Genomic DNA, 25,750 nt, shown 5'->3' with positions numbered 1-25,750 from the left:
CAAACGCTCCCTCTATCGTTGCTCCACTTCTTGAGCAAATGCATCATGTAAACACGAATAAACAGGTCCTTTATTACCTAATAATTGCTGGTTCTCTATATGAATGATCGGTACAAGCTCCTGCACGGAATTGGTAATAAAGCATTCCGTACTTTGTTGTAAGTCTTCCTTCATATAAAAGCCTTCTCTTACTTCAATACCAAGAGCATCGGCTTTTTTTATAACCCAAGCTCGAACAATGCCAGGTAGTATGCCTGTTTCCAAAGAAGGCGTATATAGTATATCATTTTTTACCCAAAAAACATTTGAGGTTACACCTTCTGCAACGTAGCCGGCTTCCGTTAAAAAGAAACCTTCTTGCTGTGCCAAAGACGGCAGCTCGAAACGGCCAAGCACATTGTTGCCATAATGATGTGATTTGACGCGCACCCCTTGTTCAGGCGAATTACGTGGTGTAGTAAGCCACTGAGCTGTCTTTTCAGTTCCACGAGGTGTATCCAGTAATTCTTTACGAAAGATAATGACATTGGGTTGCATGTATTCTGTTGGCTGCAAACCAATATTATGTTCACCTGCTGAAACATTAAGACGGAAATAGCCATCCTGACCACCAGCTTGCTGATTTAATTGTTGCACAACTTCAAATAAAACACTTTCAGGATAGGTTAAATGAATGCGATATTGTGATAAAGCCTGCTGTAATCTTTTCATATGTGCATCCCATTCAAATATCTGCCCTTCATATGTTCGGAACGTTTCAAAGAAGCCCAAACCATATAAAAAACCATGGTCAAAAGGGGAAATTCGCAAATCCTCGGCTGCCATATAGCTTCCATTCATCCAGCACTGCATCTATTTAACTCCTTCTACGTACATTTCTATAAATTGACGAAGGAGTTGTTTACCTTGCTCAGTCATAATAGATTCTGGGTGATATTGTACACCCTCTATTGGATACTCCTTGTGACGAAGCCCCATAATTTCTCCCTCTTCTGTCCAAGCGGTTACTTCTAGACAAGTCGGTAGTGTCTCTTTTTCTACAATGAGAGAATGATAGCGAGTAGCTTGAAATGGGTTTGGCATAGCTCTATGTAAACCAACTTCAGCATGTAATACAGGGGATATCTTCCCATGCATAAGGCGCTCAGCCCGTATTACCTGACCACCGAACACTTGCGCAATAGCCTGATGTCCAAGACAAACACCTAAAATTGGAATATTTCCCGCGAAATATCGGATAATATTCAGACTTTCACCCGCTTCATTTGGACTACACGGCCCCGGTGAAATAACTATCATATCTGGTGCAAGTTGCTCTATGTCCTCTATTGTTAATACATCATTTCGTTTTACTATTACTTCATGACCAAACTCACCCAAATATTGTACGATGTTATAAATAAATGAATCATAGTTATCGATCATTAAAATCATTTTGCTCGCCCCTCCGCCATGGCCTTTGCCTGCCACATGGCCTTCGCCTTATTTAAAGATTCCTGATATTCTCTTTCTGGAACAGAATCAATGACAATACCTGCTCCTGCCTGAATATGCGCGATCCCATCTTTTATAAATGCTGTACGAATCACAATATTAAACTCCATGTCCCCAGTATAGCCGAGCCAGCCAATAGAACCCGTGTATAAGCCACGTCTTACAGGCTCTAATTCTTCGATAATCTCCATTGTTCGTATCTTTGGTGCACCAGTAATAGTACCGCCTGGGAACATTGCACGGATAACATCAGCGTTTGTTTTGCCTTCCGCTATTTCTCCCCGAACATTAGATACAATGTGCATAACATGCGAATAGCGTTCAATGACCATGAACTCATCTACTTCTACTGTTCCATAGGTTGATACTCGCCCTAAATCATTACGCTCTAAATCTACTAACATCACATGCTCTGCGCGTTCTTTATCATTGTCAATTAATTCTTGAGCTAATGCTAAATCTTCCTCTTCAGATTTCCCTCTTGGACGCGTTCCCGCAATGGGTCTTGTTGATAATTCTTGACCCTGGCGTTTAACTAAAAGCTCAGGTGATCCAGAAACAACCGCAAAATCAGGGGCTTCCATATAAGCCATGTAAGGTGACGGATTAAAGGCTCTTAATGCCTCATATACATCCATCGCTGTCGTATTTAAGTTTTTAGATTGACGAACTGATAAATTCACCTGAAACACATCACCTTGTGCGATATAGGTTTGAATTTTCTGCACCGCCGCCTCAAAGTCAGTCCCTGCGAATGACACAAGCAATTCACTCTCGTCATTGACTACTTCTATAGCATTGGTCTTTTCAAATTTACGCGTAGCAAGTCCATCACGGGCTGCAACTTGCCAATTAGTAGCCCATTCTTCTAAGTCAACAACATAATCTTCTAGCTTCATTAACGTGACCGTATTGTGTTTCACATCATGTACTGCCCAGCTATCAAACAAATAAAAATAAATATCTGGTATTTGTAGATCGTCATTAGCTGTATTAGGAAGCACTTCAATATTGCGCGCATAATCATATGTTACAAATCCAATAGCTCCCCCCTGAAAAACTGGAAGTTCCGCATTATGGGGAACCTGGTATTCCGCCACGAGTTCTTCCAACAATGCAAGAGATTCACCTGGTAAAACTTCGCTTCTGCCATTTCTCCAATTTACTAAAAGTCCGTCCTCTACCGATTGTGCGGTTGCTAATGGATTCCAAGCAGCTATTGTAAAATGACCACCACGTCCACTTTCTAAAAAGACATGCGAATCTTGTGTCTCAGTTTGCTTTTTATAACTATAAAAAAATGAATCTGCATCCATCTCTACTGTTTTCGTCAAAATTGTCTTCAAGTTAGCTTTCCCCTTTTAAATCATTTGATGTGATTCCATCTTAACGTGAATATTACATAGATGCGAATATTTTTATAAGGCTCTATGAAATTCTAAGCGCACTAAAAAAGACTCCTTATCAGGAAGGAGTCTTTTTTCTATTAACTTAAATTAGTCTTCAAATTGATAGAGAGGTGTTGATAGATAACGTTCACCATTCGAAGGAACAATAGCAAGGACATTTGAACCCTTACCTAAACGTTTTGCGGCTTCAATTGCAGCATAGATCGCAGCGCCTGACGATATACCACATAAAATACCTTCTTCACGAGCTACTTTACGAGCTACTTCAAAAGCTACCTCGTTTTCAACAGGGAATACAGACGAATAAATCTCTGTATCTAAAACTGTTGGCACAAACCCTGCTCCAATCCCTTGAATTTTATGAGGGCCAGGCTGACCACCAGAAAGAACAGGCGAATCTTTTGGCTCTACAGCGATAATTTCAACATTGGGATACTTTTCTTTTAATACGGCACCTGCACCTGTAATAGTACCACCAGTACCAACTCCAGCTACAAATGCATCTAGTGTTAAGCCATCGAATGCTTCAACAATTTCAGGGCCTGTAGTTAGGCGGTGAATAACAGCATTCGCTGGGTTCGTGAATTGTTGTGGTAGGAAATAGCCATGCTCTGCAGATAATTCTTCTGCTTTAGCAATAGCGCCTTTCATACCCGCTGGTCCAGGAGTCAATACAAGCTCCGCACCATAAGCACGAAGTAAGTTTCGTCGCTCTAAGCTCATTGTTTCTGGCATCACTAAAATTGCTTTATAGCCTTTAGCAGCAGCAATCATAGCAAGACCAATACCTGTATTACCAGATGTCGGCTCGATAATCGTACCACCTGGTTGTAATGTTCCATCTTTTTCTGCCGCTTCAATCATGGCTAACGCTAAACGGTCTTTCACTGAGCTTCCCGGATTAAAATATTCTAATTTTACATAAACAGTACCTTCATTTTCACTTGTTGCATGATTTAATTTAACGATTGGTGTTTTACCAACTAATTCAGCTATCGAGTTCGCTAATCTACTCATTTAATAATCCACTCCCAATCCCTACTATTTTTATAGGTTTTACTTATTTTGTATTTTATCAATTTTTCCATTCGATTGTCAATAAATAAAACTTGTATTTTCAGAATATTTATCTACTGTCAATGGATGGCGCCTTTGCTAGTCCATCAAACATCGCATAAAGACAAAAAGAATCTGCACCATTTGTCGGGTAAGTCCATTCTGATGACATCCACTGTCTGCAAGTTTTTTAGACTTATGCTACCCGCAAAGAACTTGCAGATTCTTTCATTTATTATTTTTCTTTTTTAGATTCTCCATAATACCATGTAGCATTAAATTCAGACCAAAACGCTTCAGGTGTAACAGATTGTGGCAACTGCTCTAAAGCTAATTCACGCTCGATATGTTCTTTCACATCGTCATATGTAAAGGATTGTCCCTCTAAAACCTCTTGCACCTGTACAATGCCATAATGACCATTATCTAACTTAAAGGCTTTACTTACCTCATTTGCCTTTGTAGATTTCACAGCATTAATAATGGCAGGATCCACGTTTTCCTGATTTTCCGTCAGGAAGCCAACGTCTCCCCCTAAACTCGCCGAAGCACTATCTAAGGAAATCTCACGGGCTAGCACTGAAAAATCAGAGCCATTTTTTAACTCACCCAGCGCCTCATCAGCCGCTTTCTTGGCGTCAACCTCAATAAAATTGGTACGATAGCTTGTTTTTGTATTGTATAGTCCTTGATTTTCCTCATAGTACTTTTCAATACTCTCTTCACTTATCACTACATCTTTTGTGAGTACCTTATCTAAAATAAGTTGTGAACGAATTTTTTGGCGTAGTTGCTCCGCTGAGAGATTTTGCATTGCTGTATCAAATTTATCTTGAGCAGAACGCATTAAGGCTAATTCGAGATCAATTTCTTGATCAGTAACTTTAATTTTATATGTCTTTGCTGCCTTTTCCATTACAGATTCATTGACTAAATTTTGTAGTGTTTCTTTGCCATATCGCTCTTCCATAGCAATCATCCACTCTTGGCGCGTGATAACATCCCCGTCAATGGCAGCGACTTGTTCATCGCTACCAATTTCCTGACTTTTATTTGGGATAGCCCATGCAATGAACCATAAAATATTACCTAATAACAATACCGCAATGACAGACAGAGCTGGTTTTGTTTTTAAACGGCGCTGTAGTAAAGGGGTTTGGTTTGGTGTTGTAGTGGCAGAAGGTCGTCTATTACGATTTGAGCTCATCAATAAACCCTTCTAACTCTTCTTTTGAAAAATGATAGGTCTCTAAGCAGAAATGACATTGTGCATCTGCACTGTCATCCTCTTCAATCATTTCTTTAATTTCAGCTATTCCTAGACCTAAAATTGCTGCACCAAACCGCTCTTTTGAACATTGACATTTAAATTCAACAGGCATGGAATCTAAAATTTGTAGATGGCCATTTCCTAATACAGCTTCTAAAATTTGCTCAGGTGTAAAGCCTTTTTCAATCATTTTCGAAACTGGCTCTATTGTAGCAAGATGCTGTTCGATTTCATTGATTGTTTCCTCTTCACAGCCTGGCATTAATTGCAGAATAAATCCTCCTGCAGCAAGAATTGTGTTGTCCGGATTAACTAATACGCCTAAACCAACTGATGAAGGTACTTGCTCAGACGTAGCGAAATAATAAGTAAAATCTTCAGCAATTTCACCTGAAACAATTGGTGTTTGGCCTGAAAACATATCTCGCAAACCAAGATCCTTAACAATTGTTAGAGCTCCTTCAGTCCCAACCCCTGCTCGCACATCTAGCTTACCTTGCTCGTTTAAATCGAAATGAACATGAGGATTCGTGACAAATCCACGTACTTCTCCACGTGCATTACTATCGATTACCATTGGACCAATCGGACCATTACCCTCAATCTTGATTGTAATCTTCTCTTCACCTTTTAACATAGCACCCATCATTACAGCCGCTGTCATAGAGCGCCCTAGAGCAGCTGATACAACTGGCCATGTATCGTGACGACGTTGTGCTTCTCCAACTGTTGCTGTTGTACGGGCTGCAAATACACGTACCTGTCCATTAAATCCTAAACCTCTAACTAAATAATCATTCATAAATGAAATGTCCCTCATTTCTTATTGGTTACGTTTATACAGTTTATATAAACCCTTTAACGTTAAAAACGGATCCACAACATCAATAATTTGCGTTTCCCCTGCAATTAGATTTGCTAATCCACCTGTAGCAATTACTAATGGCTCCTCTTTACTTTGTCCCTTCATCCGATTAACAATGCCCTCAACTTGTCCTACGAAGCCATAAAAAATTCCGGCCTGCATGGCGGAAACGGTTGTTTTTCCTACAATATGTGTAGGTCTTAATATTTCAATACGCGGCAATCTAGCAGCCTGAGTATAAAGAGCCTCTGTCGAAATGGTTATACCTGGCGCAATCGCACCACCCATATAGTCGCCTTTTTCATTTAAATAACAATAAGTTGTTGCTGTACCAAAATCAACTATAATACAAGGTGCTTTATATAAGTCTAAAGCTGCTATAGCGTTAACAATACGGTCTGAACCAACCTCTCGAGGATTTTCGTATTTAATATTCAAACCCGTTTTAACACCAGGACCCACTACTAGAGGTTTTTTTCGAAAATACTTCTGACACATTGCCTCTAATGAATACATAATTGGTGGCACAACTGAGGATATAATAATGCCCGTAATTTGTTCAAATGAAATGCCTGCATGATTAAAAAACGAAAGAACTTGCATAGCATATTCATCTTCTGTTTTATAAAGGTCTGTCACCATACGCCAATGGAAGGCTAATTGTTCGTTGTCATCATAAACCCCTAACACAATATTAGAATTCCCTGCATCTAAAACTAAAATCATGGTTGACACCCCCATATCATCATTGTAACTTTCGCCAACCTACTGTTACAACTTACATTATCCATCTAACTTAAAGTTAAAACACTTTAGAAAATGATACCATACTTTTTATGCTAGGAAATAGTATTCCAACCTTCTAAAAAAAGAGCATCCTCAGCTAGGACGCTCCTTAAAAAAATTATTTGAAATTAAATTTTTCCGGATCTGGACCACAGCGTAGACCATCATTTAAAGCATCCAGTTGAGCCATTTCACCATCTGTTAATGTAAAGTCAAAAACATCAAGATTCTCCACCATACGAGTGGCTGTCATCGTTTTTGGGATAGTTACAACGTTGTGCTGTACATCGTAGCGTAATACGATTTGAGCAGGCGTTTTGCCATATTTAGATGCTAACTCTTGAATCAATGCTTCCTCCAATAAGGCGCCGTTCATTAAAGGAGACCAAGCCTCTACTTGGATGTCCTTGTCTGTACAATAAGCACGTACTTCCACTTGCGTTAAATGTGGATGGAATTCGATTTGATTAATAACAGGAATAACCGTAGTTTCATTCAAAAGTTTTTCTAAATGTTGTACATGGAAGTTACTAACACCAATTGAACGCACACGACCATCTTGATAAATCTTTTCCAGTGCCTTATAGACATCTACATAATTTGTATCAATGCCTGGCCAATGTACTAAATATAGATCCAAATAGTCTAATCCTATTTTCTCTAAACTACTATCATAAGCGGCAAGTGTTTCTTCATAGGAAAGTCCATCGTTCCAAACTTTAGATGTTATAAATAGTTCTTCACGCGTAACCAAACCTTCTTCTATGGCTGCTCGTATCCCTCGTCCAACACTTTCTTCATTACGATATACTTGTGCCGTATCGATGCTTCGATAACCTTTCGCAATAGCCATTTTTACGGCTTCAGCTAGGTCTTCTCCTTCTGGAACACGAAATACACCGTAACCAACCAAAGGCATTTTAAGTCCATTATTCAACGTTACAGTTCCCATGCGAAAACACTCCTATCCATTTGTCTTTACAAATACATCTTGTCTCCACCATTTGTGCGAAGTCATATGTAGCTGTCTTCCACTAATATCCTAATGCTTTTTCATAATAAAAGGCAAAGAAAAAGACTGTTTACTCATTTTGCAGTAAACAGTCTTTCCAATTTATTCACGTTTTTCGTCGATACCCTTAGGTGGTTCATTTGATTCCTTGCCTTCTTTTGCAAGGTCTAAAGTTGTTGGGTTTGGCTCTTTACTTAATAGCTCTTTTTCAACAACTGGCTCACCAATCGTATCTAATGTTGGCTTCGTTTCCACTTTCAGAGTGTTATTCCCCTCAATTTTTTCGACAGCCTCTGGTGCTGGTAAAACACCATGATCACGTAAATGCTCGATTTCCTGCGCATTTAATGTTTCTTTCTCCATTAACGTGTTAGCAATTAAATCAAGTAACTCACGATTCTCTGTTAGGATACGTTTCGTACGCTCATATTGCGTATCAATAATTTTTTGCATTTCTTTATCAATTTCATAAGCTATAGAATCAGAGTAATTTTGGTCCGAATTAAAGTCGCGGCCAAGGAATACATTTCCACCCTGACTTGAACCGAATTGCATTGCACCAAGATTTTCACTCATTCCATATTCAGTAACCATAGCTCGTGCGATACTTGTAACCTTTTGGAAGTCGTTATGTGCCCCCGTAGAGACTTCACCAAGAACGATTTCTTCAGCTACGCGACCACCAAGCAGTCCAGCAATACGGTCTAAAAGCTCTTGTCTTGTTGTAAAGAAACGTTCTTCCTTCGGTAACATAATAGCATATCCACCCGCTTGACCACGTGGAACAATTGTTACTTTGTGAACTGTATCCGCTTCATCAAGTTCTAGACCAACAACTACGTGACCAGCTTCGTGGAAGGATACAAGTTTTTTCTCTTTGGCTGAATATACTCGGCTCGCTTTAGCTGGACCAGCGATTACACGGTCAGAAGCTTCATCGATATCTGCCATATTGATGGTACGTTTACTTTTACGAGCGGCTACAAGAGCAGCTTCATTTAGTAAATTTTCTAAATCGGCACCTGAGAAACCTGGCGTACGTTGTGCAACTGCTGCTAAATCAACTGTATCTGCTAAAGGCTTGTTACGTGCATGTACCTTAAGAATCGCCTCACGTCCTTTTACATCAGGATGTCCTACTGTAATTTGACGGTCAAAACGACCTGGACGTAATAATGCTTTATCTAAAATATCTGGTCTGTTTGTTGCAGCGATGATAATAATACCCTCGTTTGCCCCGAAACCATCCATTTCAACTAGCAACTGGTTCAGTGTTTGTTCACGCTCGTCATGACCCCCGCCTAGACCAGCGCCACGTTGACGACCAACTGCATCAATCTCATCTATAAAGATAATACATGGTGCGTTTTTCTTTGCATTTTCGAATAGATCTCGGACACGTGATGCACCGACACCGACAAACATTTCTACAAAGTCAGAACCTGAAATTGAGAAGAATGGAACGCCTGCTTCGCCTGCCACAGCACGTGCAAGTAATGTTTTACCTGTACCTGGAGGACCTACAAGTAAGATACCTTTTGGAATACGTGCACCAATCTCTGTGAATTTACGATGGTCTTTTAAGAAGTCTACAACTTCTACAAGCTCTGCTTTCTCTTCATCAGCACCCGCTACATCTGTAAAACGAACCTTTTTCTTTTGGTCATCATAAAGTTTAGCTTTACTCTTACCAAAGCTCATCACTTTATTACCGCCACCTTGAGATTGGCTCATTAGGAAGAAGAACAAGAAAATGATGATAATGAAAGGGATGATTCCTGTAAAGAATTGAATCCATCCACTCGTTTCTGGCGCTGCTAAATATTTAATATTACTATTTTTTTCCTTAGCAGCCTCATCGATGCGATCCATTAATGATTGGTTATCTCGAGGGATGTTCACTGTAAAGCTTTGACCCTTTTCATAACCTTTTAATGTACCTTCTACGACATAAACTGATTTATCAGGTTGAATTGTAGCACTTGTTATTTCTTTCTTATCTAGAGCTTGTTGGAACTCATGATAAGTTAACTCTTTCGTTGGTGAATTGCCACCGTTGAAAGTACCAAAAATACCGATAATCACTAGGAAAATCAGTAGATAGAATATGGTATATCGAAATATTCGATTCATCTCCAGCCTCCTCATTACAAACAGAAAAATTATAAGTAAAATCTTAACATATCATGATTTCATCATACAACGAAAAGCCCTACTTAAAAAATGTTTCGTTCATTTTTTGCTATTATCAAAACAGTTTTTAGGCCATCTTAATACATCCCAGCGTAATTGTACCTGTTCCATGGGCTCGAAATAGCTGAACATTGTGTCAAGATTTCGAATTATGTTAACCATAATGAAAAACACTTGACTGCGCTGGAGGCCATAACTTTTAAAGCTGGTCGTTTTATATCTTAAAATGAATAAACTTCAGGTTTCAAGATACCAATATAAGGTAGGTTACGATATTTTTCAGCGTAATCTAAACCATATCCAACCACAAAGCCGTCTGGAACTTTAAAACCAACATAATCAGCCGATAGGTTCACTTTTCGACCTGATGGTTTATCAAGTAATGTAACAATTTTAATGGATTTGGCTTTACGATATTTAAATAAGTCTACTAAATAGCTTAACGTTAAACCACTATCGATGATGTCCTCGATAATTAATACGTCACGTCCTTCAACGCTCGTATTTAAATCCTTTAAAATCTTTACTTCTCCAGATGACACGGTAGCATTGCCATAGCTAGAAACATCCATAAAATCTAGCTCAATGAAAGAATCGAAACGTTTCATGAGATCTGTCATAAATGGCATTGCTCCTTTAAGAACACCAACAGCTAATGGGAATGCATCTTTGTATTCCTCTGTTAATTGTGCACCTAGATCTGCAATTCTTTCTTGCAATTGTTCTTCTGTAATCATTACTTTTTCGATGTCATTTTGTAACATATCGATTCCTCCTCGTGATGTATCAACAAATCTTCAACCAATTACGGTGAAATATTTTACAAAGACCTTAGTCTACGATGAGCACTGTATCATCGTTTGGTTGCGGAGTGGTTGAAAAAAACATTCCCATACGCACACCAATTACCGCTACCACCTCATCAGACTGAGAAATCAGTAACGGCCAGCTATTCCGCTCATTTAAAGGAATCTTTTCATCTATAAAAAGGCGAGATAAGCGTTTTGGCTGATCCATTCCTTTTAACAGCATTCTGTCTCCATCCTTGCGTGCTCGAATAGAGAGCGGAAGGTGGAGTTTGCTAGCGTTAAAATAAAAAAGTTGTGCAGTATCCGTCATCAATTCGGACGATAAATCGTGCAACTTGACTACGCATAAGCGTTTACCATTCGTCAGTGTTGTCCACCCATTAGCAGCCGAAATAATTATTTTTTCAGAAGAAGGGTAGTCCTCTGTTGAACTATTCTTCTGAATCATTAATTTTCCGTAACGGCGAACTGCAAGGAAATCTTCAGGCAAGTGAATTTCAGCATACCCTGCTGTCGTATCACAAAGCTTTAAAATTGAAGTCAATAAAGCATAACTTTGTATCGTATTTGAATCTTTGTAAAGATAGTTTAATAGTATTAAAATGAGCCTCCTTTGTAAAGCAAGTGGTACCAATTGAAAAGCCTCAATTTCCATGCTATATGTATTTTCATTACTTCTTTTAATGGTTTTGGAAAATACATCTTCGGCTAATGTCATTAAAAAGGTATTGTCTTCTTGCAATTGCGATGTAAAATGGGTCACTTGTTCGGTCACTCTCGGATTTTCAGCCTCCAGTAAAGGCACGACATGATGTCTGAAACGATTTCGTACATAAGTGTCTTTGGAGTTACTGACATCCTCCCGATAATTTAAACCTTTTCTAAGTAAATATTCCCCTATTTCAGTCTTTGTAACCGTTAAAAACGGACGAATTAATGATTTTCCTTCAAAATATCGCTGAGGGCGTATGCCTTGCATGCTATTCATCGTCGCATTTTTTGTCAGGGCCATTAATACTGACTCCAGTTGGTCATCCGCATGATGTGCAGTTACAAGCTTATTCGCATTCGTTTTGTACAAAACCTCTTTAAAATATCGATACCTTTCTCTACGACATATTAGCTGGGTATTTCCATTCTCCTGTGCCAGTATTGTTGGTATGGAGATCGCTGTGGCATGTAAATAAACGTCATTTTCATCACAATACTTTTGTACAAATGCCCTATCTTCAGCAGAAGCTTCTCCCCTAAGCATATGGTCGACATGTACTGCTTCCACCCGAATGTTCCAGTGCTCTTGTGTTTGAACAAAATAATGGAGTAAAGCCATAGAATCTACTCCACCCGAAACGGCGATGAGAAGATGGTCGTCTTGCTGTAATAATTGCTCTTTTTCAATAAATGTCTTAACCTTTAATTCAAATGACAAACGCTTCTCCTCCCCTTTCGATAATACAAAAAATGATTAGCTCATAGAATATTGTGCTGGTCTAAATACAGCCCATGTCGGAACAACATGTGTCACTTCTAACATGAGTACAGTACAATCATCTTCTATTTCAAAGTAATCTTGGAATGACTGCATTATCGTTGTTAGCTTTTCTTGGATAGTATTATTTGTACTGGCTACCTGCTGTGCATAAGCTAAAAACGTCTCCTCTTGCTCATCCCAATCGGCAACACTAGAAAACAGTCCATCTGAATGCATTAAAATGACATCCCCTGCTTTCAGCTTTCTTTTTTCAGCCTCTACCGCAGAAATCGATAGGAAACCTACAGGTGCTGCATTACTCTCAACCTTTATGACTTCCTTTCCACGCAAAATATAGGTCGACATTCCCCCAGCCTTCCATGACCATAAATCACCATGCTGTAAATCCACTAGTGCGAAATCAAGGGTTGCATACATATCATCCTGTTGTTTTAATGACATGACATAATGCAATGTATGCATTGCAGTTTCAGGATTCATATTATAATTAAGGCACTCTCGCATTAAATGTATTAATTTTCTACTTTCATGTTGCGCTTCTTTACTTTGCCCCATACCATCCGATAATAAAATGGCAAATAGACCTGGATGTAATTGGAAAAGTGCGTGTGAATCCCCAGAATACAATGTCGCATCTTTAGACATGCTATATATATCATACTCTACTTCAAAGCTAATAGCTGATCTAAAGCATATTTGTATATGACGAAACGGCATTTCACAGGCCACTACTTTTTCAATTTCAAATGGCTCATTAAAAATTTCGTAAAGAATAGGCAAAATCATCCGTTCAGCTAATGTTGTATCTTTCTCCCAGTCGACACGGGCTGGCGCCAAAGCACAAACTATCTTTCTAGCCCCTGGTTTATTGTTAAGTACATCTAGCTGAAAGCATTCAATATGAGCATCCTTTAAACGTTCAATGATATCCTTTTCAACACTTACAAAAGAAATCGTATCCTCCTTCATCTCAGCAATTAATTGGTTTAAATGATTACTCATATCGCGGAGCTGTAGTGCAATCATTTTTTTACCATGAAAGTACTGCCCGTTAATACGTTCCCTGTATAATTCCGTATCCAACTCTTCAAAAATCTTTGTCGATTTTACGCATTTATAGCGGATTTGTTCTTCTACACGATGAATAGCCGATTCTTTACCTACTCCCTTCATATGAAACCAATCTGTCATCAGCTTGTCCATCCCATTATTTTGAGCTCCCCAGCAATGATCATGACGGAAACAGCTTAAACATGTATTCATCGGGGATACTTCCTTCGCCTCTTCAACTGGCGCGGTCATAAAACGATCAAATACCAGCTCCTTCATAAATTGCACGAAATGCTGAAAATGTTCTAATTTGTATGTGACATGTTCAGTTAACCAATTTTGTCTTGCGAGTAAAATTTCCTCCCGTTGTGGGAAGAGCTTGTCCCTCACCTTATCTGAATATTTTCTAGGGATCGTTAGGAAAAGAACGCTTCCAATGGCAATAGAAGTGAAATACACACTATCTAATGGCAATGTTGCATCATAAAATAAAAAAAACACACTAGGCAAGATACTTCCGATTGCAACCCCGAATCTACCACCTTTAGCCCCCATACCTGCACATAGTCCTGTTAAGGTGGCAACAGATAGCATACCGGTAAAGGAGAGCTTAGCAACACCAATGAGCGTTCCTAATACCGCTCCGATTACCGTTGCTAACGGTACACTTCCGACTAATGCACCAAAACAAATAAAAAGCTGCAATAAAAATATAGGGAGCGAAAAATAGCTAAACACAACTGCTTGCATCCCTGTAAGCATAGCAGCAAACACTACTAACCCTGACCCAAGCTTCTCGTAAGTCCAATGACTCGTAAACCATTCATATGAATTGACGAAAAGCACTTGCATAAATAGGGTCATAATTAGAGCTAGTGCCGCTTCACAGCCTACATAAAATTGTACAAGCACTGGTGGTAAGCCTTGATACATCGCCCCTTGCCACATAATTTGCACCAATAAAACAGCTAAAGAGACGGCAATACTTTGAGGAAGTCGCCAGTAACGGAAACGCATAATACATTCATACATGATGATTTGTAATGCTAAAATCACAACTTGTCCAAAGCCTAGGAAAAAACAGCCGACCAAGCTTCCAAATAAAACGAATTTGGCGTACTCCCTATACTTTGTTCGAATAATTGCCCAAAAAGGAACTGAGAACGGTACTGCTGCTTCAAATACAACGGATTGAGCCAAAAAAAAGGATGTTAAAAAAAATAGGGTGCCTATGAAGACTTGCTTCTTTTTTATCCCTAATTTTCGGTCTTCTACATTTGCTGTATTATACCATTCAATACTTGTCATTTAATTATCCCCTTTCCCGCACTTTTGGCTATTATAAAGAATTATGCATGGAAAGATTGTCTGACGTTGGCATTAAAAAATATAAACATTTCGACGAATACGTATACATAAATACGCAAATTGGCAATAATTTCTTTTGTAATTGTTGGTCATTGTGATCCTATATGAAGTTTTCTGTTCCAGACAATATATCAGATATCGCCTACCCTTTAACATGGAATCTTCTAAATTGGCGTGCTATCAACTATCCCCCTCTCTTTTCAATGATTACAGCAAGACAATTCTACTTAAGAACAAAAAATCCGCTAAAATATCTTTATATAGCTGACTCTGTCTCATCTTGTTTAAAGAATTTTATTGTAAAATATATTTTTTGATATTTTTTTATTAATCTTCTTGACACTAAGACCAATGGCTTGTATTATTTAACTTGTTGCTTAAGCGACATGCGGAAGTAGTTCAGTGGTAGAACACCACCTTGCCAAGGTGGGGGTCGCGAGTTCGAACCTCGTCTTCCGCTCCATAAAAAATTGGCGGCCTAGCTCAGCTGGCTAGAGCGTACGGTTCATACCCGTAAGGTCGGGGGTTCGATCCCCTCGGCCGCCACCATAATAGGCCCCTTGGTCAAGTGGTTAAGACACCGCCCTTTCACGGCGGTAACACGGGTTCGAATCCCGTAGGGGTCATCTCAAATAGGCGTCTCAGAATGATATTCTGAGACGCCTATTTTTTATTCTACAATATGATATGTATAAGGTTCGACTATGTGACTACATATAAAATATGGCATACTACATATAAGATTGTATTTTTAGGAGGTTTATTTTCCTTGAGCGCATTAACTAAGGCTGCTTTAATTTGTGGAAGTGGCTCAATGATTATTCTTGTTTCAATACTTATTAATTTACCATTTGTTGTTCAAATAATGTTACTACTTTGCGGGCTTGCTGTAAGCATATATGGCGTCTTTTTACTTGTTAAAATGGTTATTCGTCCAGCAGAAAAAGCACCCATTACTCCTGCTGATGAAAAAGTAGCCACACCTATCAAAAAGAAAAAGGGACCTTCCTCAACTTTATAGGTCAGTCCACAAAAAAGGGATTAGCTTTTTTCAAAGCTAATCCCAGCACTATATCATACACTTTTTCTACGATTAAAACAGTCAGCAAACTACCCTCTTCTAGCTCCGCGACCTCCGCGTTTTGACTCTGTAGCACGTTTAAGTGTTGCTAGACGTTCATCACTATCTTTTAAGAAGCGTGCCATTTTTTGCTCAAAATTTTCTTTTGGCTGGTGGCGGTCGTTACGATCGTTAGAGCGATTATCGCGACGTGGACGCGCTGGACGCTCTGGACGCTCTGGTCTCTCAGCTTGAGGCTTTGCTTTACGGATTGAAAGACCGATCTTTCCGTCCGCTTCAACATTCATCACTTTTACTTCAACTTCATCTCCAACTTTTAGATGCTCATTGATATCTTTTACATAATTGTCAGCAACTTCACTAATGTGAACTAAGCCTGTTTTGCCATCTGGCAGCTCAACGAATGCTCCAAAATTTGTGATTCCTGTTACTTTACCTTGTACCTTGCTGCCTACTTCAATTGACATAAAAAAAATGCTCCTCCTTAAAAATTAAGCGACTCTTTTGAGCCATGTAATCATTTAATTAAACTTTTTACTGCAATAAGCTTCTCTTTTCATTATATATAACTAAAAAAGAGTGTCAACAATACATAGCTTTTCAGTCGTCTTTTTTATCTTCCTTATCTGGAATTATAAAAATAACCTCACCTTTTTCAGACAAGTAATACTCTTTTCTTAATAGTTTTGCGATATATTCATCATCCTGTAATTGTTTGATTTTCAGATTTAGAGAATCCTGTTCCTCTTTCAATTCAGAGAGATGCTGTTTCGCTTCTTCCTTGGATTTCTCTTTAATCGCTAATGTTTCCTGTTGGTTAGATAGCACATTTAAGAGAAGGGCGATAATAATGACTGGTACAATCGCAAAAAAGACGATACGGCGCAATTTACGTTTCCGTGCCTGCTGCTTGCGATTTATAGCTTTATCCGTGTTACGGACATAGTCATTATCAAGCTTTGTAAAGTTCTGTTGTTCATCATTTGATGAATGACGTCTAGTCATGCCCGCACCTCCGAAAATTATTGTTGCTTTTTATTATACTTCAAATATCGTAACTTTTTTAAAAAAGTGTAGGACAAATACGAATAAATTTTGACAAAAGGTCTTATAACAAACATTACTATATTTAATAAAAACTGCAAAATATGTCGAATAACCGAGACGATGAAGCGCACAATGAACCAGAAGGGCCTCCATGTAATATTCACCAAAACTCTAGCTATGAAACGTAAAATAGTTTGAAAAAATAATTGATACAAAAAAATTCCGGCTATTTGCGCAAGCGGGTCGTATGCCCGCCATGCGCCGTCTTTTAGCCAAAATAATAAATAATATGTCAGCCCTCCAAGTAGAATCCATGTTAGTAATTCAAAAACCATCATCCACTTTCGAAGGCTTGACCTTTTTGGAGTTGAGAAAACAATAAGCCTTACACTATCAATAATGAAACCAACTGCTATACCGCTCAAAACCATGACAATTAATTGAAAGAATTGTTCACTAACAATCATCCAAATAACTTATGAAGGAAACCCTTCGAGAAGCCACTTTCCTCCTCGTCGTACTGTAAAGTTTTCACAGTTCCTTCAAGTGTCAATAATCCTTTGTCAACATCTAAATGAACGATATGCAGTTCCTCTCCACGGATTAACAAATGCCCTTGGGACGTCTTAATGAAAAACTCTTCCTGATCAAAGCGTTCAATTGATTTTACAGAAGTCATGTCCATTCTTTTACGATTACGAATCGTTAAAATATGCTCTCCAGATGGAATTGTGTAACGATTACTTTCTTGATGTAGCGTCATTTTTTTCCTCCTTTAGTCGTCCTAGCTTCTGTTCACTTTATGCGGACAACCATCAAAGCATGACAACTTTATTTAAGTTGTCTATTACTTTCATCCATAAATGGAAGCAGGAACAACATTAGGTGGCTAAAAAAGAAATTTATTCTTCATCATCTATAAATTCAGGCTCAATTTTTTCTAGTCTCTCTTCTTTCAAAATGGTAAACATTTTGGCTGCATCTTCTTTTTTCACTGTCTCACGTATTTCTTCTACACGTGCTGTTACTATTTTTTGACCAAATCGGATGGCCAGTTCATCCCCAGCTTTTACTGAGCTACTAGCTTTCGCTACCTTCTCATTGATAGTAATACGACCCTGATCTGCCACCTCTTTAGCTAAAGTACGACGTTTGATTAAACGTGAAACTTTTAAAAATTTATCTAATCTCATAGTTCTTTCTCCCTTTCTAGTTGCTTCGCTTCATTCCAGAACCTATCTAATTGATCTAAAGTAAAGTCAGCAAATAATTTTCCACTTGCCTTTACTTGAGCTTCCACATAGCCAAATCGTCTAGCAAACTTTTCATTGGCATGCAGGATTGCCTCTTCTGGAGATAATTTATAGAAACGTGCTAAGTTCACTAATGTAAATAATACGTCTCCCAATTCATCAAGTCTGGATATACTAGAGCCATTCGTCACCTCATGGCGAAATTCCTGCCACTCCTCCGCAAACTTATCCCATGCACCTTCTACATCCGGCCAGTCAAAACCTACTTTGGCAGCTCTATTTTGATAGTTAAAGGCTGTCTGTAGCGCCGAGGATGCCCTATATTCCCCGTCTAATAGTGGTTTATCAGAATTGCCCTTTTCTTCAGCCTTTATAGCCTCCCAATTGGCTACAACACCATCAGCATCTTCCACTGCGACATCTCCAAAGACATGTGGATGGCGACGAATCATTTTCTCACTAACAGAAGCTAAAACATCTTCAAGCGTAAAGTATCCTTGATCTTCTCCTATTTGTGCATGTAAGAACACTTGTAAAAGCACATCTCCAAGTTCTTCAATCATTGCAAAATCATCTTCAGCATCTACAGCAGCTAAATATTCATGAGCTTCTTCGAGTAAATACTTTTTCAAGGACTCATGAGTTTGCTTTTGATCCCATGGACAGCCATTTGGACCTCTTAATGTTGCAATTATTGTACGGAATGTTGTCCAATCTCTTAAGGCCTCTTCCTGTGAATTTACAGGTGGCACATAGACGGTTGTTAAATTATTAACCTCCACACTTTGATCGAGTTCATAGAGTGGCACAGTAACAATTTTTTCTTGTGAAGATCCCGCAGCCGTAACTACGGTCACTGGGTACTCGTCCTCATATTTTTCCATCAATGTTAGCTTCACTTCTGAAGCACTAAATGTATCGTACACTTGGGCGATTAAGATATGCTGACGCATGTTGATGTCATGCATGGAAAAGTTAGTACCATCCAGCAATTGAAAACCTTCAATCGGATCAATTTTCAATGCACCAAATATCGGATCCAAGAAACTTTGTCCACCTTCTATGACAAGATTGAAAGTTCCCACATCCGCTGCTTTTATAAGCAATTGCACTGTTTGTTCTGCAACCAATGGATGACCTGGTACCGCGTACATACTATCCTCTATAGCGGTAGCTGCTATAAGTGATTCTGCAATTTCTGCATATACTGGCTGAAATGCGTCGTGTTTTTCATAAATTTTGTCAAAGCTTTCGAACGTTATACCTTCTGCCGCTAATTCCTCTAGTACTGGATGATCGATTGTACGAACAAATAATTTTTTAGCAGCTTTCAATTTTTTATAAACGCCCATTTGCAGCTGATTAAAATCCCCTGCGCCTAGACCAATAATAGTTAAAGTATTCATAATTTCCACCTACTTCTTTGAATTTAGCCATAGTTGGTAAACGGCCATTCTACGTCCAAACGGTAATAAATACCACTCTTTTTCTACTAACACTCGTTTCTTCGCAATCATTGTAAGCATAACAAACGCTCCCAAGCCTACTGCAGTGAATCCTGCGATCACCGCTACTGAACGTGATGACAATAAATGGCCTAAAAAGGCAGATACCATCTGTAGCCATACCAATACGACCACTGCCATACTTATTGATGCGAGCCCCACTTTTTTATAAAATTCGGTGGGTGCTAATTGAATACCTGTCATTGTTTTTAAATAAACAATAAGCAAGAATGCTGTTAATAGTAAGCCTATATCATTTGCAATAGCTGCTCCTAATACACCAAGCCAGCCTATCAAACGAACATTTAATATTATTTTTAACACAAACCCTATCATTAAGAATAATGCTGGCTTCTTTAATTTTCCATAGCCTTGTAAAATGGCTGTAAATGTAAGAATAATCGACAAAGGCACGATTTGGAATACATACACAATTAATACTTCGGATAATGTATTGGTTTTAAAAAGCATTTCATTTAAATAGGGCATCACAAGCATTAATCCGAGTGAAGCAGCCCAGCCAAACAAAATAGACGCTTTGTATGTTAATTGGATAAATGGAATGGCACTTCGCCCTTCTTGTTTTTTCGATAAATGAGCAACAAGTGGAACAATTGCAAGGGATAGCGAGGATGCGATAACAACGCCTAGTTGTACGAGCGGCTGTCCACGATCATAAATCCCCTTGGTTTCTTTAGCAACTGTAGAGTCCATACCGTGATCGATTAATAACGAATAGATCGTAAAGGAATCAACTAATTGATAGCCTAGTAACAAAAGGCCACTCATACTTACACTTAAGCTAAGCCATGTAACCTCTTTAATAATCGGTAAGCTTTTAGCCTTGTGTAGACGTAAGTGCACACGGAATAACCCAAAGCGTTTAGAAAAAATATAGGCAAGTAATAATAATGCAGTTATTTCCCCTATGACTGTACCAATAACGGCCATTTTCCCCGCAGCATATAGTGATTTTGTGGTAGTCATAATGACAAAGGTTCCTGTTAAAATAACGGTTACCCTAATCGCTTGTTCAACGACTTGAGCATAAGCAATAGGCTCCATAATCCCTCTAGATTGAAAACCGCCCTTCAAAATAGCAAGCGCTGGCATTACCAATACTACGAGGGAGCCCGTGCGTATCAACGGTGCCAGTTGAATATCACCCATCAACTGGGCTATTTTTTCAGCACCTCCAAATAGGACAGAAAAAAACAATAATGAGAGTATCGTCAAATAACGGAAAACGACACGCATGATCATGCTTCTTTTTTCATTACGTTCTATTGTATCAACTATGCAATCATTATCTGCAAGCATTTTTGAAATGGCTACAGCAAAGCCACTAGATGTCCAAACAACGAAAATTGAAATGACTGGATATACCTGTTGATAAATATAAAAACCTTCATCACCAACTAGATTTTGAAAAGGTACACGGTAAAAGGCACTAAGTACTTTTACGATAAGGGCAGCGATTGTTAATAAGGCCGCTCCCTTCATGTAGCTTTTCATACCAAAACGTTGCGACATAAATTGCCCTCTTTCCTTCTTAACAATGCCAATAGTATAGCATATCTAAAAAGTTTGACGCGCCAGGCGACAATACTGTTCCTAATTTGGCCCATATTTATGTACGCAAAAAAAGTTATTACACGGCCTAAAAGGTCATCGCAATAACTTTTACATGCATCAGCTATTCATTTGTTTCGCTAAGAAGTTTGCAGCCGTTTCCACTACTTTCACTTCTACCTCACCAACAAAATGCACTTTAGACAATACTATAATGCAGCCAATTGGGTCACCGTTCACCATAATAGGTGATGCACAATATGATTTTACTTGCTCATATTGTCCAGGAACAATTTCAATGGATGTCTCCATTTTCTCAATCTTAGTAGAGCGCTCTTCCATGAAGCCTTCTGCAAAGGACGTAATACGACGATTGATATACTCTTTTTTACCAATCCCTGCTACGGCAATTACTTCATCACGGTCTGTAACAAATGCTGGTGTTCCTAATGTTTCATATAATGTTTCAACATATTCTCTTGCAAATTCTCCTAAATCATTAATTGGAGAATATTTTTTTAATATGACTTCACCTTCACGGTCCGTATAAATTTCAAGCGGGTCGCCTTCACGAATACGTAGCGTCCTACGAATTTCTTTTGGAATAACTACACGCCCTAAATCATCAATACGACGAACAATTCCTGTTGCCTTCATTCTAATGCCTCGCTTTCGCTACAATAAAATTTTTTATTCAACTATAGTATGGTTTTTATTTAAGCAATCTATGCAAAAACTGAAGAAAAAGGATTTCACAACCATCAATTTTTTTCAAAAAAATTGCATTACATCAATCAACTCATTATTAGAGTACCCAAGGAATACGTTTCTATAATAAATTGATTAAAATTATCATGAAAAAAGGCAGTCTTATCTTTTCTTCAAAAGATAGGACTGCCTCTTTATTATAGCTTCTTTGCTTGATCAATAATTTGCATCAGCTCTTCCAAAATGTCAAAGGGTTGATGTTTTCCGCACTTCCGCTCATCAATAGTTAGTTTTAATTGCATGCCATCCATACCAAAACCAACAGCACGTTCAAATTTCATAGACTCTTCAATAATTTTACTACCATCAACATTTGCTGTTCCCTGTTCGGATAGCATAATTGTAATAAGTTTCTGCTTATCCTTTACAGAGACTACTCCCGCACCTAATCCCCATACTTTCATTCGTGCTACACGAAGTAGACGCTCTGTTTCAATTGGAAGATCACCAAATCGATCTTCTAATTCCTCCATGATTTCACCATACTCCTCCACCTGATCCATCGCTTTAATGCGTTTATACATTTGAATTTTTTGGTATCCATCAGGGATATACGCATCAGGGATATACGCATCGACACTTAATAAAATTTCAATCTCAGGTTTTTCTTCTTTTTTCACACCTGTTTGACGCTCTTCAATTGCCTCTTGGAGCATCTGTGAATATAAATCAAAACCAACTGAATCAATAAAGCCATGCTGTTGCGCTCCAAGTAAATTTCCGGCGCCTCGAATAGATAAATCTCTCATAGCAATTTTAAAGCCTGAACCCAGCTCCGTAAATTCTTTAATAGCCTGCAATCTTTGCTCAGCAACATCTGTCAATACTTTATCACGCTGGTACATAAAATAGGCATAGGCTACCCGGTTAGAGCGCCCAACGCGTCCACGCAATTGATAAAGCTGAGCTAAGCCCATTCGATCAGCATCGTGGACAATTAAAGTATTAACATTGGGAATATCTACACCGGTCTCAATAATAGTCGTTGTCACAAGTACATCATAGTCTCCTTCTAAAAAGGATAATATGACTGATTCTAATTCAGACTCTGACATTTTCCCATGTGCATGACCTATTCGTGCCTCTGGAACGAGCACTTGAATTTCCTCAACTTTTCTAGCCATATCTTCTACTCGGTTATATAAGTAAAACACTTGTCCGCCACGTGCCATCTCTCTTTCGATTGCCTCTCGAACTAGTGCCCCACTATGTTCCATCACATATGTTTGAACCGGGAATCGATTGGCTGGTGGTGTTTCAATAACAGACAAATCTCGGACCCCTACCATTGACATATGGAGTGTTCTCGGAATAGGGGTGGCTGTTAACGTTAACACATCGACATTTGTTTTTAACTGCTTAATTTTTTCTTTATGCGTTACCCCGAAACGTTGTTCTTCATCAACAATTAATAAGCCAAGGTCTTGGAATAATAAATCCTTCGATAAGATTCTGTGTGTTCCGATAACAATATCGACTTGCCCTTCTTTTAACCCTTTTAATGTAGCTGTTTGCTCTTTCTTTGACCTGAAGCGTGATAGCAACCCTACATTAATAGCAAAGTCCTGAAAGCGTTCACGAATGGTCTCATAATGTTGCTGAGCTAAAATGGTTGTAGGAACAAGGAAGGCAACCTGTTTGCCATCTTGAATAGCTTTAAATGCGGCACGAATAGCCACTTCTGTTTTACCATAGCCTACGTCACCGCAAACTAGGCGATCCATAGGACGTTCACGTTCCATATCTCTTTTTACTTCAACAATAGAACGTAGCTGATCCTCGGTTTCTTCATAGGCGAACATTGCCTCGAAGTTACGCTGATCATCATTATCAGGTGTAAAAGCATGCCCCTTTTCAGCTTCTCGCTTCGCATAAAGCTTAATTAAATCATCTGCAATATCCTGTACAGCTGATGATACCTTAGCTTTAGCTTTTTTCCACTCTGCGCCACCTAATTTATGTAGCTTCGGTTCTCGGTCCTCTGATGCCACATACTTTTGGATTAAGTCTATTTGCTCGACAGGTACATATAATTTATCGTCTGCACGATATCGAATATGCAAGTAATCCTTATGTGTTCCATTTACCTCTAATGTTTCTACACCAATATATTTCCCTATTCCGTGGTGAACATGAACAACATAATCACCAGGTTTAATTTCCGTATAGCTTTTAATGCGTTCAGCATTCGTCATTTTTTGCGTACGTGCTTTTTTCTTAGCCTGCTGCTTAAATAGTTCATCCTCTGTTACAATGGCCAAACGTTGGAGCGGTAATTCGAAACCACTCGACAATACTCCATCGACAATATAAATTCCAGCATCTGTAGGCTCACCTATAGCTGCATGGATATCATACTCTTCTAGCATTTGCTGAACACGTTTCACACGCTCTTTATCTCTAGCTACGATGAGTACTGTAAATTTGCCAAGTAGCCAGCGTTCAATCTCACTTTGTAGCAATGCCATTTGTCCGTGAAATTGTTGCATTGGCTTGCAAGAAAAGTTAGTCGTCTTATTAAACATTATTCCCGAAAATGTACGTGAAAATAATGAAAAGGACAGCTTTTGTTGCGACAACATTGCCACTATTTCCTTTAATGTGAAGGCGGGTTTAACATCATGAACCATTTTCCCTTCTTCAATTAAAGATAAAAACCATTCCTCTTCTTCACGTTCCCAAGCATCCATAACTTCTTGAATACGTCCAAGCTCATCAAATAGAACAATTCCATCTTGCGCAAAATAGTCGCCTAAAAAAGCCGTTTTATCATATAGTAATGACCCATATTTATTGACATAGTCAGGAAGATTTCCTTGTTGTAGCAATTCAATATCATACTGAATATGCTGATAAAGGAGTTCTTTTGTTTCCTGCTTTTTAACTTTCTTTAAACTTGCGGCTAAGGCTTTTTCTAAACGATCTGCCAAGTTCTGTCTTTCTGATTTTGTCAGAATAACCTCAGAAGCAGGAAGTATACGAATTTTTTGTAATTTATCAATAGAACGTTGGTCATCTGCCGAAAATGTTCTTATAGAATCTACTTCTGTATCAAATAATTCAATCCGAATAGGTGATTCTAAATACGGTGGATAAATATCAAGTATGCCTCCACGTAAGGCAAATTCGCCAGGTGTAGTCACCATGGAATTTCGGACATAGCCCATTTCAACTAATGTTTGTAGCCATGCATCTACTTCAATTTCATCGCCCACAGTTGTTTGTAAAAAATAGTGTAGCCAATGTTCCTTCGGCTGCATGATCTTCCTTAAACCTGCAACAGGGATCACGTAAACAGCCTTCTCCCCCCTGGCTAAGCAATCAAGCGTGGCGATTCTCTCCGCTCGTAATTCTGGAGAGGCCACAGAAAGGTCTGCAGCAATAAATTCGTCCGCTGGGTAATAGTGCACATTTTCTTCACCTAATAGCCCAGCAAGCTCATCCACCATTCTTTGTGCCTGCAGTAGATTAGGAGACACAATGTATATCGGCTTCTTTACATATTCAAATAACGCATCGACCATAACGGGACGTGCGCTTCCAGTTAAACCTGTAATAAGCTGTGATGCAGTTTGACCGCTCTGAATCTCCTGTAAAAATGATGTAATATGTTTATCCCTCGACACAAGCTGTCGTAAAACTTCCACAGTCAAAAGCTCCTTTCAGCAAAAAATTCTATTTGTCATTACTAGCATTCTAGTGCTAGTTTGTATATATTTA

The 25,750-nt window shown here is 38.7% G+C and carries 22 protein-coding genes and 3 tRNA genes; 4 read left to right on the top strand and 21 right to left on the bottom strand.

Translation table 11 applies throughout. The features are described from left to right. Positions 1-12: 12 nt before the first annotated feature. The 12 genes from pabC to MKY80_RS00460 all read right to left on the bottom strand — a co-directional run bounded on the left by pabC (position 13) and on the right by MKY80_RS00460 (position 14,744). On the bottom strand, positions 13-852 hold the full coding sequence (pabC, locus tag MKY80_RS00515) for an aminodeoxychorismate lyase (protein WP_008180304.1): 840 nt from the start codon (positions 850-852) through the stop codon (positions 13-15). After that, on the bottom strand, positions 853-1,434 hold the full coding sequence (gene pabA / locus MKY80_RS00510) for an aminodeoxychorismate/anthranilate synthase component II (RefSeq protein ID WP_008180302.1): 582 nt from the start codon (positions 1,432-1,434) through the stop codon (positions 853-855). It lies immediately after the preceding gene. Then, a complete protein-coding gene (locus MKY80_RS00505) occupies positions 1,431-2,810 on the bottom strand; it encodes an anthranilate synthase component I family protein (protein ID WP_342532982.1) in 1,380 nt (459 codons plus the stop codon). The genes pabA and MKY80_RS00505 overlap by 4 nt, the downstream gene beginning before the upstream one ends. 180 nt (positions 2,811-2,990) lie before the next feature. Beyond that, complete coding sequence (gene cysK / locus MKY80_RS00500) at positions 2,991-3,920, bottom strand: cysteine synthase A (RefSeq protein ID WP_008180299.1); 930 nt, start codon at positions 3,918-3,920, stop codon at positions 2,991-2,993. Between the two features lie 274 nt (positions 3,921-4,194). Further along, a complete protein-coding gene (locus MKY80_RS00495) occupies positions 4,195-5,166 on the bottom strand; it encodes a peptidyl-prolyl cis-trans isomerase (RefSeq protein WP_008180297.1) in 972 nt (323 codons plus the stop codon). Further along, positions 5,150-6,031: an Hsp33 family molecular chaperone HslO gene (hslO, locus tag MKY80_RS00490; protein ID WP_008180295.1), complete on the bottom strand. Its 882-nt coding sequence runs from the start codon at positions 6,029-6,031 to the stop codon at positions 5,150-5,152. The genes MKY80_RS00495 and hslO overlap by 17 nt, the downstream gene beginning before the upstream one ends. Before the next feature lie 21 nt (positions 6,032-6,052). Beyond that, positions 6,053-6,820: a type III pantothenate kinase gene (locus tag MKY80_RS00485; RefSeq protein ID WP_025116969.1), complete on the bottom strand. Its 768-nt coding sequence runs from the start codon at positions 6,818-6,820 to the stop codon at positions 6,053-6,055. Positions 6,821-6,998: 178 nt separating this feature from the next. Beyond that, entirely contained in the window at positions 6,999-7,832 is an 834-nt protein-coding gene (locus tag MKY80_RS00480; RefSeq protein WP_008180292.1) for an aldo/keto reductase, read from the bottom strand. A 162-nt stretch (positions 7,833-7,994) separates the two neighbouring features. Continuing rightward, complete coding sequence (gene ftsH / locus MKY80_RS00475) at positions 7,995-10,025, bottom strand: ATP-dependent zinc metalloprotease FtsH (RefSeq protein WP_239355393.1); 2,031 nt, start codon at positions 10,023-10,025, stop codon at positions 7,995-7,997. Between the two features lie 281 nt (positions 10,026-10,306). Then, the gene (gene hpt / locus MKY80_RS00470; RefSeq protein ID WP_008180288.1) at positions 10,307-10,849 is read right to left on the bottom strand and encodes a hypoxanthine phosphoribosyltransferase; all 543 of its coding nucleotides are present in this window, start codon (positions 10,847-10,849) and stop codon (positions 10,307-10,309) included. A gap of 67 nt (positions 10,850-10,916) precedes the next feature. Then, the gene (tilS, locus tag MKY80_RS00465; protein ID WP_090003276.1) at positions 10,917-12,323 is read right to left on the bottom strand and encodes a tRNA lysidine(34) synthetase TilS; all 1,407 of its coding nucleotides are present in this window, start codon (positions 12,321-12,323) and stop codon (positions 10,917-10,919) included. A gap of 36 nt (positions 12,324-12,359) precedes the next feature. Beyond that, positions 12,360-14,744: a SpoIIE family protein phosphatase gene (locus tag MKY80_RS00460; RefSeq protein WP_089987302.1), complete on the bottom strand. Its 2,385-nt coding sequence runs from the start codon at positions 14,742-14,744 to the stop codon at positions 12,360-12,362. 448 nt (positions 14,745-15,192) lie between these two features. Between MKY80_RS00460 and MKY80_RS00455 the strand changes: the two genes are divergently transcribed. The 4 genes from MKY80_RS00455 (at position 15,193) to MKY80_RS00440 (ending at position 15,825) form a co-directional block, all read left to right on the top strand. Next, positions 15,193-15,267, top strand: a tRNA-Gly gene (locus tag MKY80_RS00455). Positions 15,268-15,276: 9 nt separating this feature from the next. Next, positions 15,277-15,353, top strand: a tRNA-Met gene (locus MKY80_RS00450). A gap of 5 nt (positions 15,354-15,358) precedes the next feature. Next, positions 15,359-15,430: transfer RNA gene (locus MKY80_RS00445), tRNA-Glu, on the top strand. Between the two features lie 143 nt (positions 15,431-15,573). After that, entirely contained in the window at positions 15,574-15,825 is a 252-nt protein-coding gene (locus MKY80_RS00440) for a hypothetical protein (RefSeq protein WP_043990716.1), read from the top strand. Between the two features lie 89 nt (positions 15,826-15,914). Here the strand turns inward: MKY80_RS00440 and MKY80_RS00435 are convergent, their stop codons facing one another. The 9 genes from MKY80_RS00435 to mfd form a co-directional block, all read right to left on the bottom strand. Further along, positions 15,915-16,352 (bottom strand): S1 domain-containing RNA-binding protein, encoded by a 438-nt coding sequence (locus MKY80_RS00435; RefSeq protein ID WP_008180281.1) that lies wholly within the window; start codon positions 16,350-16,352, stop codon positions 15,915-15,917. Between the two features lie 133 nt (positions 16,353-16,485). Continuing rightward, on the bottom strand, positions 16,486-16,890 hold the full coding sequence (locus tag MKY80_RS00430) for a septum formation initiator family protein (protein WP_008180279.1): 405 nt from the start codon (positions 16,888-16,890) through the stop codon (positions 16,486-16,488). 17 nt (positions 16,891-16,907) lie between these two features. Then, entirely contained in the window at positions 16,908-17,399 is a 492-nt protein-coding gene (gene yabQ, locus MKY80_RS00425; protein WP_342531450.1) for a spore cortex biosynthesis protein YabQ, read from the bottom strand. Continuing rightward, positions 17,396-17,695, bottom strand: a complete 300-nt coding sequence (gene yabP, locus MKY80_RS00420; protein WP_004229167.1) for a sporulation protein YabP — start codon at positions 17,693-17,695, stop codon at positions 17,396-17,398. Before yabP ends, yabQ begins: the two co-directional genes overlap by 4 nt. A gap of 139 nt (positions 17,696-17,834) precedes the next feature. Continuing rightward, on the bottom strand, positions 17,835-18,125 hold the full coding sequence (locus MKY80_RS00415; RefSeq protein ID WP_008180273.1) for an RNA-binding S4 domain-containing protein: 291 nt from the start codon (positions 18,123-18,125) through the stop codon (positions 17,835-17,837). Next, a complete protein-coding gene (gene mazG / locus MKY80_RS00410) occupies positions 18,122-19,591 on the bottom strand; it encodes a nucleoside triphosphate pyrophosphohydrolase (protein ID WP_342531447.1) in 1,470 nt (489 codons plus the stop codon). Before mazG ends, MKY80_RS00415 begins: the two co-directional genes overlap by 4 nt. A gap of 9 nt (positions 19,592-19,600) precedes the next feature. Further along, a complete protein-coding gene (locus tag MKY80_RS00405) occupies positions 19,601-21,223 on the bottom strand; it encodes a polysaccharide biosynthesis protein (protein WP_008180269.1) in 1,623 nt (540 codons plus the stop codon). A gap of 159 nt (positions 21,224-21,382) precedes the next feature. Continuing rightward, entirely contained in the window at positions 21,383-21,919 is a 537-nt protein-coding gene (spoVT, locus tag MKY80_RS00400; RefSeq protein WP_008180268.1) for a stage V sporulation protein T, read from the bottom strand. A gap of 248 nt (positions 21,920-22,167) precedes the next feature. Continuing rightward, positions 22,168-25,677, bottom strand: coding sequence for a transcription-repair coupling factor (mfd, locus tag MKY80_RS00395; protein ID WP_342531444.1), 3,510 nt, complete (start codon positions 25,675-25,677; stop codon positions 22,168-22,170). Between the last annotated feature and the right edge of the window lie 73 nt (positions 25,678-25,750).

Source organism: Lysinibacillus sp. FSL R5-0849, assembly GCF_038595075.1.
Classification (GTDB): Bacteria; Bacillota; Bacilli; order Bacillales_A; family Planococcaceae; genus Lysinibacillus; species Lysinibacillus fusiformis.
This window is presented reverse-complemented; position numbering and strand designations above follow the sequence as displayed.